Source organism: Rhizobium sp. KNZ2-6A (assembly GCF_056755475.1).
Genome location: NZ_JBNDIC010000010.1, coordinates 85,538 through 98,514 on the forward strand (window position 1 = coordinate 85,538; position 12,977 = coordinate 98,514).

Annotated in this window: 15 protein-coding genes; 8 read left to right on the forward strand and 7 right to left on the reverse strand. The window is 59.7% G+C overall.

Annotation, left to right across the window (positions count from 1 at the left end; all coding sequences use genetic code 11):
* Position 1 precedes the first annotated feature (1 nt).
* The 5 genes from ACPYOP_RS09530 to ACPYOP_RS09550 all read left to right on the forward strand — a co-directional run bounded on the left by ACPYOP_RS09530 (position 2) and on the right by ACPYOP_RS09550 (position 5,005).
* Complete coding sequence (locus tag ACPYOP_RS09530) at positions 2-1,903, forward strand: ABC transporter ATP-binding protein (protein WP_481410147.1); 1,902 nt, start codon at positions 2-4, stop codon at positions 1,901-1,903.
* A gap of 36 nt (positions 1,904-1,939) precedes the next feature.
* Positions 1,940-2,530: an NADPH-dependent FMN reductase gene (locus tag ACPYOP_RS09535; protein WP_481410148.1), complete on the forward strand. Its 591-nt coding sequence runs from the start codon at positions 1,940-1,942 to the stop codon at positions 2,528-2,530.
* A 205-nt stretch (positions 2,531-2,735) separates the two neighbouring features.
* Positions 2,736-3,242, forward strand: coding sequence for a winged helix-turn-helix transcriptional regulator (locus tag ACPYOP_RS09540; protein WP_481410149.1), 507 nt, complete (start codon positions 2,736-2,738; stop codon positions 3,240-3,242).
* A 17-nt stretch (positions 3,243-3,259) separates the two neighbouring features.
* Positions 3,260-4,525 (forward strand): beta-ketoacyl-ACP synthase II, encoded by a 1,266-nt coding sequence (gene fabF / locus ACPYOP_RS09545; protein ID WP_481410150.1) that lies wholly within the window; start codon positions 3,260-3,262, stop codon positions 4,523-4,525.
* A 57-nt stretch (positions 4,526-4,582) separates the two neighbouring features.
* Complete coding sequence (locus tag ACPYOP_RS09550; protein ID WP_481410151.1) at positions 4,583-5,005, forward strand: DUF4864 domain-containing protein; 423 nt, start codon at positions 4,583-4,585, stop codon at positions 5,003-5,005.
* Positions 5,006-5,083: 78 nt separating this feature from the next.
* Here the strand turns inward: ACPYOP_RS09550 and ACPYOP_RS09555 are convergent, their stop codons facing one another.
* The 7 genes from ACPYOP_RS09555 to coaD all read right to left on the reverse strand — a co-directional run bounded on the left by ACPYOP_RS09555 (position 5,084) and on the right by coaD (position 10,958).
* Positions 5,084-5,974 carry a cell wall hydrolase gene (locus ACPYOP_RS09555; RefSeq protein WP_481410152.1) on the reverse strand — a complete coding sequence of 297 codons (891 nt, stop codon included), beginning with the start codon at positions 5,972-5,974 and terminating at the stop codon, positions 5,084-5,086.
* A 296-nt stretch (positions 5,975-6,270) separates the two neighbouring features.
* Positions 6,271-6,654, reverse strand: coding sequence for a VOC family protein (locus tag ACPYOP_RS09560; RefSeq protein WP_481410153.1), 384 nt, complete (start codon positions 6,652-6,654; stop codon positions 6,271-6,273).
* A 234-nt stretch (positions 6,655-6,888) separates the two neighbouring features.
* On the reverse strand, positions 6,889-8,019 hold the full coding sequence (tgt, locus tag ACPYOP_RS09565; RefSeq protein ID WP_481410154.1) for a tRNA guanosine(34) transglycosylase Tgt: 1,131 nt from the start codon (positions 8,017-8,019) through the stop codon (positions 6,889-6,891).
* A 6-nt stretch (positions 8,020-8,025) separates the two neighbouring features.
* On the reverse strand, positions 8,026-9,111 hold the full coding sequence (gene queA / locus ACPYOP_RS09570) for a tRNA preQ1(34) S-adenosylmethionine ribosyltransferase-isomerase QueA (RefSeq protein WP_481410155.1): 1,086 nt from the start codon (positions 9,109-9,111) through the stop codon (positions 8,026-8,028).
* 88 nt (positions 9,112-9,199) lie between these two features.
* The gene (locus ACPYOP_RS09575; RefSeq protein ID WP_168838950.1) at positions 9,200-9,709 is read right to left on the reverse strand and encodes a peptidylprolyl isomerase; all 510 of its coding nucleotides are present in this window, start codon (positions 9,707-9,709) and stop codon (positions 9,200-9,202) included.
* A gap of 133 nt (positions 9,710-9,842) precedes the next feature.
* Positions 9,843-10,415, reverse strand: coding sequence for a peptidylprolyl isomerase (locus tag ACPYOP_RS09580; protein WP_481410156.1), 573 nt, complete (start codon positions 10,413-10,415; stop codon positions 9,843-9,845).
* A gap of 30 nt (positions 10,416-10,445) precedes the next feature.
* Entirely contained in the window at positions 10,446-10,958 is a 513-nt protein-coding gene (coaD, locus tag ACPYOP_RS09585) for a pantetheine-phosphate adenylyltransferase (protein ID WP_481410157.1), read from the reverse strand.
* Positions 10,959-11,159: 201 nt separating this feature from the next.
* On the opposite strand from coaD, the gene ACPYOP_RS09590 reads away from it, so the two are divergent.
* The 3 genes from ACPYOP_RS09590 (at position 11,160) to ACPYOP_RS09600 (ending at position 12,901) form a co-directional block, all read left to right on the forward strand.
* Positions 11,160-11,384 (forward strand): hypothetical protein, encoded by a 225-nt coding sequence (locus ACPYOP_RS09590; protein ID WP_481410158.1) that lies wholly within the window; start codon positions 11,160-11,162, stop codon positions 11,382-11,384.
* 91 nt (positions 11,385-11,475) lie between these two features.
* The gene (locus ACPYOP_RS09595; RefSeq protein ID WP_162943881.1) at positions 11,476-11,634 is read left to right on the forward strand and encodes a hypothetical protein; all 159 of its coding nucleotides are present in this window, start codon (positions 11,476-11,478) and stop codon (positions 11,632-11,634) included.
* A 376-nt stretch (positions 11,635-12,010) separates the two neighbouring features.
* Complete coding sequence (locus ACPYOP_RS09600; protein WP_481410159.1) at positions 12,011-12,901, forward strand: NAD-dependent epimerase/dehydratase family protein; 891 nt, start codon at positions 12,011-12,013, stop codon at positions 12,899-12,901.
* The last annotated feature ends 76 nt before the right edge of the window (positions 12,902-12,977 follow it).

The window sequence follows — 12,977 nt, forward strand, 5'->3', positions numbered from 1 at the left end:
AATGTCGGAAATCACCGAAACCGAGCGCAATGACGTGCGCGAGGATGGTCGACGCCCTCCCCGCGCCGTGGTCGGCTCTCACCGGGTGGAAGAGGAGATCTTCGGTAAGGTCTTCGACACTAAAATCATTCGCCGCATATGGGCTTTCGTCAGCCCCTATCACCGGCAAATCTATATTTCGGTCGCGGCCGTGCTGCTGTTCACAGGATCGCAGATCGTCATACCGCTTGTCATCCGTCATGCGATCGACAAGGCGATGGCACCCGGCGCGATAGACTATTCGGCGCTGTGGCTGTCTCTCGCAATTTTCGCCGCGGCGATCCTTGTCAATTACGGGGCGAGCTATGTGCAGGAAACTTATGTCGGCCAGGTCGCGGAAGAAGTGCTGTTCGACATACGCCGCGCGATGTTTGCGCATCTGCAGCGCGTCTCGCTGTCCTTCATGGACAAGACGGAAGTCGGACGCCTGATGTCGCGCCTGCAGGGCGACGTTAACTCCATGCAGGAATTCCTTGAAACGTCAGTGCTTTCCGTCGGTGACATGGCCCTGCTTTTCGGCATCGTCATCGTCATGCTGTCGCTCGATTTCCGGCTCGGGCTGCTGACGCTTTCGGTCATGCCGATCCTCTTCATCGTCCGCTTGTTCTGGCTGCCGAAGGCGCGCGTCGCCTTCATGAACGCGCATGAAACCAACTCCGTCACCAATGGCGCGCTGGCCGAGGCGATCCATGGCGTGCGCGCCGTCCAGGGCATGCATCGTCAGGGCGTCAACTTCTCCCTATTCGACGACAAGGCCCACGCCAATCTTCAGACGCATCTGACGGCGGCGCGTTATGCGCAGATCATGGTGCCGATCGTCGATACGCTGACCGGCATGGCGATGGCGATCGTCATCATCGTCGGCGGTTCGATGGTTCTGAACCACAGGCTCGATGTCGGCATCATGGTCGCCTTCCTGTTCTACATTCAGCGCTTCTTCGACCCCATCCGTTCACTCACCATGCAATATTCGGTCATGCAGCGCGCCATGGCGTCCGGCCAGCGGCTGACCGAGGTGCTCGATGTGCCGATCGACATCAAGGATGCGCCCGACGCTGTCGTGCTGTCGGCCGACATGGATGGCTCGGTCGAATTCCGCGACGTCGTTTTCGGCTATAATCCCGAGCATCCCGTGCTGAAGAATGTCAGCTTCAGGGTCAATCCGGGAGAAACGGTGGCGCTGATCGGGCCGACGGGCTCAGGCAAGTCGAGCTCGATGGCGCTCATTCATCGCTTCTACGACGTCCAGCAGGGCGAGGTGCTGGTCGGCGGTCACGACGTAAGGTCCCTCACCCAGGATTCGCTCGGCCGGCAGATCGCCATGGTGTTGCAGGAGCCGTTCCTCTTCACCGGTACGGTGCTGGAGAACATCCGCTACAACAAGGCGGAAGCGACACGCGAAGAGGTGATCGAAGCCGCCAAGGCGGTCGGCGCGCATGAGTTCATCATGCGCCTGCCTGATGGCTACGACGCCGTTCTCGGCGAGCGTGGCGGCGGTCTTTCGCTCGGCCAGCGCCAGCTCGTCAGCTTCGCCCGCGCTCTTGTCGCCGATGCCAAGATCCTCGTGCTCGACGAAGCTACGGCGAATATCGACAGCTACACCGAAATGCTGATCCAGAAGGCATTGGTGAAGCTGCTCGAAGGGCGCACCGGCCTCGTCATCGCCCATCGCCTGGCGACCATCCGCGAAGCCGACCGCATCATCGTGCTGCAAAACGGCCAGCTGCTTGAAAGCGGCAACCACAATCAGCTCATGGCGAATGGCAAACTCTATTCGAAGCTCTATAACCTCAATTATGCATCCTTCGACGATATTCCGGAGGAAGAGGTGTCTGCTTCGGTGCCGGTGGAGTCACGCACCTAGAGCATGTCGTACAAAACTGTGAGGGCATAATCACCAATGGCCGACAGTATTTTGGTTCTCTACGGTTCCTACCGGTCGGATCGTGTCGGCATCCGTCTCGCGAACTACCTCGTAGCCGGCTTGCGTCAGCGTGGAAACGATGTGGAGCTAATCGATGCGAAAGCGGTTGGCCTGCCGATGCTTGATAGGATGTACAAGGAATACCCCAACGGTTCTGCGCCACCGGTAATGGAGAGGCTTGCTGAGAAAATTCGGGCTGCTGATGCCTTCGTTTTCGTGGCCGGCGAATATAATTGGGGCATGCAACCCGGCCTTAAGAACCTGACTGATCATTATCTCGAGGAGTGGTTTTGGCGCCCGGCGGCAATTGCCAGCTACTCCGGCGGCCGCCTTTCCGGCGCACATGCGGCGGTCTCCTGGCATGGCACCCTTTCTGAGATGGGAATGGTCGTCATCTCAAGCACGCTTGCCGTCGCCAATATATCGGCCGCATTGGACGTCGACAGCAAACCGACCGGTAACGGAGGCGATGCCCTTGCGCGCGCTTTTCCCCGTTTTGCCGACGATCTCGCTTGGTGGACCGAGGCAGCAAAACAGCAGCGCGCCCGCAAGGCACCGCCGTACTGAAAATCCTTTGCCCGCGAGCACGCAGCCGACCGATACCTCCCCTTGTTCGCCGACACTTTGCCGCAAAGGGACCTTTTCAAGTTTATTCTCAGCCTCAAGAGACGAACAAATCTCGCGACAGCAGATTGGGTATTCGCCTGGCGCCGAGCTGGCTTCGCATGAGTAACTTGCATAATGCTAGTTACTCATGCTATCAGCCGTGCCCATGCAAAGAACCAGCTTCAGTACATTCAAATGTCCGGCCGCCCGCGCGCTCGAAAGCGTCGGCGACTGGTGGAGCATTCTGATCCTGCGCGATGCGTTTCAAGGGTTGCGCCGCTTCGATGAATTCCAGAGGAATCTCGGCGTCGCGCCCAACATCCTGACCCGGCGGCTCAAGCATCTGACCGAGGAAGGCCTGTTCGAGCGGCGTCTCTACAATGAGCGGCCGCCGCGCTACGAATATGTGCTGACCGACAAGGGCCGCGATTTCTTCCCCGTGCTGATGGCGCTCTTTACCTGGGGTAATCAGCATTTGCCGTCGGAAGAGGTCGCCATGCGGCTTGCCGATGCCAATACCGGCCGGGATCGCGACCCGCTTCTCATCGACCGCGTCACCGGCCGCGCCTTTCAACCCGAAGACACGATCCTCGTGCCGGGGCCGGCAGCCGATGAAGCGGTTCATGACCGCATCGCCCAGATGAAGGCATGGTTTCTGGGCTTCGACGCCTGATATAAAAGGAGCAAGACATGGATCGTATCGTCGTCACCGGCATGGGGCTGGTTTCTCCCCTGGGCGTGGGTGTCAATGCAAGCTGGAAACGGCTAATCGAGGGGCGTTCCGGCCTCCGGCTGCTGCCCGAGGAGATGGTGGGCGATCTCGCCGCCAAGGTCGGTGGCGTTGTTCCCGATATCGCTGAGGACCCGGAAGCCGGCTTCGATGTCGACCGCTACGTGCCGGTCAAGGACCAGAAGAAAATGGATCGCTTCATCCTTTTCGCCATGGCGGCCGCCGAGGAAGCAATCCTCCAGGCCGGCTGGCAACCGACTGACGTCGGCGATCTGGAGCGGACCGCAACGATTATCGCATCCGGCGTCGGCGGCTTTCCGGCCATTGCCGATGCCGTGCGCACCGCCGAAACAAAGGGCGTCCGGCGCCTGTCGCCCTTCACCATCCCTTCCTTCCTCGTCAATCTCGCCGCCGGCCAGGTTAGTATCCGCTATGGATACAAGGGACCGCTCGGTGCACCGGTCACGGCCTGTGCCGCCAGTGTCCAGGCGATCGGCGATGCCGCACGGCTGATCCGCGCGGGAGAAGCCGATATCGCCATCTGCGGCGGCGCCGAAGCTTGCATCGACAAGGTGAGCCTCGGCGGCTTCGCCGCCGCACGCGCGCTCTCGACAGGCTTCAGCAATCGGCCGGAAGAGGCCTCTCGCCCCTTCGACAACGGCCGCGACGGGTTCGTCATGGGCGAAGGCGCCGGCATGCTTGTTATCGAGACATTGGATCATGCGCTTGCACGCGGCGCGACGCCGCTCGCCGAGCTCGTCGGCTATGGCACCGCCGCCGATGCCTATCATATGACCGCCGGGCCGGAAGACGGCGATGGCGCGCGGCGGGCCTTGCTTGCCGCCCTTTCCCAGGCTCGGATTTCACCGGCCGAGGTCAAACACCTGAATGCGCATGCGACGTCTACACCGGTCGGCGACCGTGGCGAGATGGAAGCCATTAAGACAGTCTTCGGCCGTGATGGTGGGATCGCGGTCAGCGGCACGAAGGCTGCAACCGGCCATCTCCTGGGAGCCGCCGGCGGCATGGAGGCGATCTTCACCATCATGGCGCTGCGCGATCAGATCGCTCCGCCGACCCGCAATCTGCAGGAGCCGGATCCGGCGGCCGAAGGCATCGATATCGTCGGTGCCAAAGCGCGGCCGATGGCCATGGACTATGCGATCTCCAACGGCTTCGGCTTTGGCGGCGTCAACGCCAGCGCCCTCTTCCGCCGCTGGCAGTAATCGCTTCTGCCTGGTATCAAAGCGCGCTATGCTCTTCCCATATGGCTGGGGTCGAACATGCGCGCTTTTTCCATAGCCGCTTTTCTCTGCTGCATCGTCTTCGCACCGGCCGCTTGTGCGGAAGATCCGGTGCGGACGGCACAGAGCCTCATCGAACAACAGATCGAAGCTTTTCTGCACGATGATGCGGCGACGGCCTATTCCTTCGCCGCGCCCGGCATCAAGGCGCTCTTCCCGGACAAGGAGAGCTTCTTTGCCATGGTGAAGAAGAGCTATCAGCCGGTCTACCACCCCCGCAACTATGCCTTCGGCAAGAGCCGCGCGATAGACAACGGCGCGGTCGTCTATCAGGAAGTGCTGATCACCGGCACCGACGACAAGGACTGGACGGCGATTTATCAGATAACCCGTCAGCCTGACGGCAGCTACAAGATCAATGGCGTGCAGATTCTTTCGAAGGCAACGAGCGAGGGCATCTGAGTCATTGCTCAGCCCGCAATGAAAACAGCGCGCCTCTTAAGGAGAGACGCGCTGCTGAAAGGCTTGGGCAAGGGCTTACTAGCCGCGAATTCTAAGCGAATTTCCCGCCGGCGTGTTGCCGTCGAATTCCGGCCGCGGCTGCGGAACGACGACGGTCGATGCGGGCATCGGCGTATTGGTGAACGTCGTGTCGTCGTTCGAAAGCGGTCCAGAGATCGCCATGTTCGTCGGCGCCGGCGTCGGGATCGGAACCGCAGCCGGAATGATAATGGCGCTCTGCGGCATCGTTACCATCGGGTTGGAGACCGGCGTGAAAGCCATAACGGACGAAGCCGGTTGCGCCGGCTGCGTTTCCGGCAGCACGAACGGCGATTGAGGCGCCCCCCGCGTGGGCACGTAATTCATCGCGACTTCATAGGCCGGAAGCGGCGCAGGCGTCTGCAATTCGCCATCCCGACCGCGCTTCTCATAGAACGCGTTGCCGCCGGCATAAGCGACGTAGTGCATGTTGTCGTAGGGGAACCTCAGGCCTTCGGTATGGAAGAACATTGCGTCCTTCACCTGGGGATGCCGTTCGCCACGCAGGATCGCGGCGGCAGCAACATCAAGATCCGACTTCGCCTGATCCTTGACTTCCCTGGTCATCACGCCCGGGGCGAATTGCCTTTCCTGGGAAACCACGCCGCAGATCGTGGGCGGATAGGCGCCGGAGGTCAGTCTGTTCATCACGACCGTGCCAACGGCCATGTAACCGCTGGGATCGGACCGTTCCGACTCGAAATACATCGCGCGTTCGAGACAGTCCTTGTCCTTGGTCGTGTAATTATATGTCACTTTCGCGCCACGAATGGGCTTGGTGGTTTTGCTGGGGGTGGGGTTCGTCTTCTGTGTCGTCGTGCAGCTGGTAGCCGCCAGGCCGACAATCAATAGCCCTGAAAGACATGCCCCGAATTTGCGTTGCGCCCTCAACGGCAAGTGCCTCCTATTTTCGGTAGTACAGCCCTTATCGATTAAGAGAATGCGTTTTAGCCGGATTTTTTTGAAATTCCAAGCCTCACGCAATCAAATCGGCCAATGACATGCATCAATGGCGGAAGGACCGTTTATTCCGATTCGCTATTTTTCCCAATGCTTTATTGTCGCAAAGTCCATTATGAGACATGACTGGAGACAGAAATTGCCCGCGGCAAGCCTGTTCCAGCCAGTTCAAAACGACGTTCCTTAAACATAGCAATCAATCGATAATAAAGGATTTACCAAGCCGATTAACCGCTTGGCCGCCATCCGACTTCTATGAGGATTCGCCCCGGCGCGAAGCAGTAAAACAGCCATCCGCCACGGATTGCAGCCGGCGGTTGCCAGATCTCGTGACCCATCGCCTTGATCTTTGCATACTGCGCATCGACCGCCTCACGCGACGGCAGAATGAAGCCGATATGATAGGTGTTGCGGCCGACCATAATCGTATCGGCGCCTCCGAATTTCTCGACTGGACGGCTGATAACCAGCTCAAGGCCGGCGTCGTCGTGCAGGATGGCGAGACCATTGGCGCCGCGTGTCTCGATCTCGGTCAGGCCGAATGCAGCAACGAAAAAATCCCGGGTCGCGGCGACATCGGGCACATGCAAATCAAGGTGATTCAGTCTCATGACCGCTCCAGGGTTTTCCCGCGGAGACAAGTCGGTCAAAAAACCACGTCAACGCGGGACACTCGGCCACTATGGCCAAGTTCCGCGTCGTGGGTTCTCATGCCAATGGCGCGGAGCAGAGCTTCCGGACGGAAGGGGTCGGGCTTACCGAAACCGACCATGCCTTTTTCGACGATTTCCGATTAGCGTGGAATCGCTTTGCAGACAAGCGAAGTAACCAGGAAGCAAGCTCGATCAAACCGGCTCGAGATCACCCCTCGCCCAGTTTTCCTGCGTCTCGGCCATGAAATCGGCAAAGCGACCTTCGGCGATCGCCTGGCGAATGCCCTGCATCAGTTCCTGATAGTAGGCGAGATTGTGCCAGGAGAGCAGCATACCGCCGAGCGCTTCGTTGGCGCGGACGAGATGATGCAGATAGGCGCGGGAATAATCGCGCGAGGCCGGGCAGCTGGACTGCTCGTCGAGCGGGCGCATGTCTTCGGCATGACGAGCATTGCGGATGTTCACCTTGCCGCGACGGGTGAAGGCCAATCCATGACGACCCGAGCGGGTCGGCATCACGCAATCGAACATGTCGATGCCGCGGGCGACGGATTTGAGGATATCGTCGGGCGTGCCGACGCCCATCAGGTAGCGCGGCTTCTCTGTCGGCAGCTCCGGAAGCGTGATCTCGAGCATGCGCAGCATGACTTCCTGCGGCTCGCCGACGGCAAGACCGCCGACCGCATAGCCCTTGAGGTCCATGCCGCTCAGTGCCTGCGCCGAGCGGACGCGCAGCTCCGGGACGTCGCCGCCCTGTACGATGCCGAACATCGCCTTGCCGGGCTGGTTGCCGAAAGCCGTCTTGCAGCGCTCCGCCCAGCGCAGCGACATTTCCATGGCGCGCTCGATTTCCTTCGGTGTCGCCGGCAGGGCGACGCATTCGTCGAGCTGCATCTGGATATCGGAGCCGAGCAGCCCTTGGATCTCGATCGATCGCTCCGGCGACATGTGATGCAGGCTGCCGTCGACATGCGATTTGAAGGTGACGCCCTGCTCGTCCAGCTTTCGCAGGCCGGACAGCGACATCACCTGGAAGCCGCCGGAATCGGTGAGGATCGCGTGCGGCCAGCGGATCAGCTCGTGCAGGCCGCCAAGGCGGGCGACACGCTCGGCCGTCGGGCGCAGCATCAGATGATAGGTATTGCCGAGAATGATATCGGCGCCGGTTTCGCGCACCTGGTCGAGATACATGGCCTTGACGGTGCCGACCGTGCCGACGGGCATGAAGGCCGGCGTGCGGATCGTGCCGCGCGGCATGGAAACTTCGCCGAGGCGCGCGCCGCCATCGATCTTCTTCAATTGAAACTGAAAGCTCTCGCTCATTTCGTCCTAGTCTTTCCGGTAGAGCAGGCTGCCATCGCCATAGGAATAGAAGCGATAGCCCGTCTCGATAGCATGGGTATAGGCCGCGCGCATCGTATCGAGGCCGGCAAAGGCCGATACGAGCATGAACAGGGTCGAGCGCGGCAGGTGAAAATTCGTCATCAGCATGTCCACGGCCTTGAAGCGGTAGCCAGGCGTGATGAAAATGCCTGTGGCGCCCTGCCAGGGCTGGATGGTGCCATCGTTGGCGGTGGCACTTTCGATCAATCTCAGCGACGTGGTGCCGACGCAGACGATGCGCCCGCCCCTCGCCTTGACGGCATTGAGCCTGGCGGCGGTTTCGGCATCGACATAGCCGATCTCGAAATGCATCTTGTGATCGTCGGTATCATCGGCTTTGACAGGCAGAAAGGTGCCGGCGCCGACATGCAATGTCACGAAATGCCGCTCGACACCCAGGTCATCGAGCGCTGCAAAGAGAGATGGCGTGAAATGCAGACCGGCGGTGGGTGCTGCGACGGCGCCCTCCTCCCGCGCATAGATCGTCTGGTAGTCCGCGCGATCGCGCTCGTCTTCCGGGCGCTTCGCCGCGATGTAGGGCGGCAGCGGAATGTGCCCTACGGCGGCAATCGCCTCGTCCAAGGCAGGACCGGACAGATCGAACCGCAGGGTGATCTCGCCGCCCTCGCCCTTTTCCTCGACCGTTGCATCGAGCGAACCGAGCGCGCAGACATTTTCGCCATGACCGAACTGGATGCGATCGCCGATCTTGATGCGTTTTCCGGGCCTGGCAAAGGCCTTCCAGCGGTCGGGTGCAGCCCGCATATGCAAGGTCGCCGAGACCTGCTGGCCGGGCGCACCCTCGCGACAACGAATGCCCTCCAGCTGCGCCGGTATCACCTTGGTATCGTTGAAGACCACGGCATCGCCAGGACGCAGAAAGGATGGGAGATCCCGTACCTGATGATCGCTCAGCGTGTTCGCGCCGTTGTTCGGATCGACCACGAGCAGGCGCGCGCTATCGCGCGGCTCGGCGGGTCTCAGCGCAATGCGCTCATCCGGCAAATCGAAATCGAAAAGGTCAACACGCATTCAGGTCGTCCAGGCAATTCATTCAGGCAAAGCGAAACCCGCCCCTCGCGCCATAAGCGCAAGAGGCGGGTTTCAGGAATAATCACGATCAGACGTCGGCGGCAACCCGCGCGGATACGATCGAATCCGGATCCTTCACCGGCTCGCCGCGCTTGATCTGGTCGACGAATTCCATGCCGGAGATGACCTGACCCCAGACGGAGTACTGCTTGTTCAGCCACGGAGCGTCGGCAAAGCAGATGAAGAACTGCGAATTGGCCGAGTTCGGGTTCTGCGAACGAGCCATGGAGCAGGTGCCGCGTATATGCGAGGTCGCGGAAAATTCCGCCTTCAGGTCCGGCTTGGAAGAGCCGCCCATGCCGGCGCGGCCGGGATTGAAGGTCTCGCTGCCCTGCTTGCCGAACTGCACATCGCCGGTCTGGGCCATGAAGCCATCGATGACGCGATGGAAGACGACGCCGTCATAGGCCTTCTCGCGAGCGAGTTCCTTGACGCGGGCGACATGTTCGGGAGCGACCTGCGGCAGAAGCTGAATGACAACCTGGCCCTTGGTGGTTTCCAGGATGAGGGTGTTTTCTGGATCCTTGATCTCAGCCATGTTCGTTTCCTCTTCTCTCTTCTTGATTGCACATGATCCCGAAGCAGCATCGTGCTTTCGGGATCATGTCGCTGGCCTCGGCATGATCTTGTCCAAAAACCGCATCGCACTTTTTGGGATCATGCCTGTGAAATTACTTCTTGGTGACAGTGACCTTGATCATCTTGTCCGGATTGCTCACTTCGCCGTTCTGGCCTTCGCCGCGCTTGATCTTGTCGACAAGCTCCATGCCGGAAACGACCTTGCCGACGACCGTATACTGGCCGTTCAGAAAATCGCCATTGGCGAACATGATGAAGAACTGCGAATTGGCCGAGTTCGGATCCTGGGCGCGCGCCATGCCGACGGTGCCGCGCTGGAACGGAACCTTTGAGAATTCGGCCGGAAGGTTCGGCAGGTCGGAACCGCCGGTGCCGGCCTTGTTCGGATCATAACCCTTCGTCGCATTGCCGTACTGGACGTCGCCGGTCTGGGCCATGAAGCCATCGATGACGCGGTGGAAGACGACGTTGTCGTAAGCACCTTTCTTTGCCAGCGCTTCGATCTGCGCGACATGCTTCGGCGCAGCTTCGGGCATCAGCTGTATGACGACCGGACCATCCTTGAGCTGGATCGTCAGGAGATCAGCGGCCGCGGCCGAGATTGCGCTGCCTGCGAAGGCGGCAAGGCTCAAGGCGCCTGCCAATGCGATATGAAAGAGTTTCATGGGTGCTCCGTTCGGAAAATGAATTTTGGCTCAGTTTTTGACGCTGGCCGCATCTTTGAGTTTGCCGGTCAGGGCTTCCAGAACCGCCGACGGCACGAAGGCGCTGACGTCGCCGCCCATGGATGCGATCTGCCGTACCAATGTGGCGGTTATGGGCCGCGAGGCCGTGCCGGCGGGCAGAAACAGCGTCTGGATATCCGGCGCCATCTGCCGGTTCATGCCGGCCATCTGCATTTCATAGTCGAGGTCGGTGCCATCGCGCAGACCACGCACCAGCAGGGTCGCGCCATGGGTACGGGCGGCATCGACGACCAGATTGTCAAAGGCGACGACGGAAATGGCATCCGCCTTCTGCGGCAGAGCCTCGGCAAGCGACCTTCGGATCAATTCCGCCCGCTCCTCGAAGGAGAAAAGCGGTTTCTTGCCGGGGTGAACGCCAATCGCGACGATCACCTTCGAGGCGACGTTCAACGCCTGCACAAGGACATCCAGATGTCCGTTGGTCATCGGGTCGAAAGATCCGGGATAAAAGGCTGTCGTCATACCAAGCAGGCTCGTTGTTTTGACGCCTTTTGTCATGGATGAGGCCGCATCGCAAGTCATTTGCAACCTAAGGACCGCCTCTGAACGCCGGATGAATACGACGTTCAAGCCTGTTTCAGCTCAATAATGCTTTACTAGCTTCAGCATCGAAACGGGCCTGGTTCAACGGCTCATCGATCTCCGTCCCAGGGAAATCATGCCATGCTCGTCTTCATTATCGCAGGCGCCGTCGTCGGTTCATTTTTCGTCGAATATCTCGTTCATCTTTTCGCCGACAATTATGAAGTCGAATGGGATTCCGCTTTGGAAAGCGGCAAAGGCGTCAATTTTGCCCAAGAAATCGCCAGTGCCATGCGCGAAACGCATCGCGAATCTGAACGCCAGATGAACAAGGTATTCAAGGTCGCTTCAGGCGCGCATTGCTAGATAGCCCTCAAGGTCGGCGGAACCATTTAGGAAACGCCGCGTTAACAGTCCGAAACTCAGTTCGCACATTGCGGCAAGAAGGAAGAAGAGTATGCCCGACAAGATCACCCTCATTAACGTTGTTTGGATGGCCATGATTTCGGGAATGCTCGCGGCAACCGTCGCGCTTTACGATCAGAAACCCGACCAGTCGAAGGTCTACGGTCCCTTTGCTTCGGCTCGTCCCTTCGTTGCCACGAGCCAATACTAAAGGGATCTGAACGCTAGTCCCACCAAAGGAGGGAGCGATCATGTTCACAATTTTGACGCTGCTTACACTTTTTATCAGCATCATGTTTATCGTGTCAGTCGCATCCACCATTTCGGCGCTCCATCGCGAGAGCGAAGAGAGCAAGAGACTGCATAAGCGTCACAAGACGCTCTGATCTCCGCGTACCGGGCATCCTCTCCCCGCCAGATGCTCGGATGGACCATGAACCGGACGCTACCCCGCCAGCGTCCGGTTTTTTATTGCCAATACACTGGCTCCCCGCATTCTGTCGCCATTCCACAAGCGCCTGATCCTGCAGGAAGAAGCGGCAATCGCCACAATCGTGCTATGGTAGGCCAGTTCATCGGGGATCGACATGCGCATTGTTCTGACAGGCAGTTCAGGGCGGCTCGGCCGGGCAATCTTCAACGCGCTGGCGACCGATCACTCGGTCGTAGGGATTGATCATTCGCCGTTTTCGACGACGCATCTCGTTGGCGATTTTACCGATGCGATGCTGCTGCACCAAGCGCTGACAGGTGCGGATGCGATCATCCATTGCGCGGCGTTGCACGCTCCACATGTCGGAACGATCTCCGACGATGAATTTCGCCGCATCAATGTGGAGGGAACGCGTTTCCTGGCCAAAGCGTCCCTGGCGGCCGGCGTGAGGCGACTGGTGTTTACGAGCACGACCGCGCTTTATGGCCACGCAGCTACTCCGGGTTGCTGCACATGGATAGACGAAGACACGGCGCCGCAACCGAAAAGCATCTATCACCGCACGAAACTGGAAGCCGAACGGGTTCTGGCTGACATGGCCGGCCGGGATTTGCAGGTGCGCGTTTTACGCATGTCTCGGAGCTTTCCGGAACCAGCCAATGTGATGGCGGCCTACCGGCTGCATCGCGGCGTCGATATCCGGGACGTGGCGGATGCCCATGTCGCGGCGCTGACGAATGGCGGCGGAGGTTTTCAACGGCATATCGTTTCCGCCGGCACGCTGTTCAAACCGGAAGATTGCGAGGCGCTCGCCGTCGACGCAGCCTCCGTCATCCGATTACGCGCTCCGGGTCTTGCCGCGAAATTTGCGCAGCGAAACTGGCCGCTGCCGCAAAGCATCGATCGCGTCTACGCCTCGAAAGCCGCAGGCATGGTCCTCGGATGGCATTTCCGTTTCGGCTACGACGAAGTTTTCGCACAATTTGATCGGGAAAGCCTCGAGGTTCTGCCGCCCTTCTCCCCAGGCAATAAGCAGTCTGAATAGATCCCATCGCGATCTTACGGCAGGCCAGTCAGCGCTCCAAAAACAATCGCATGAGCCTGTTGCCAAGCTCATGCGA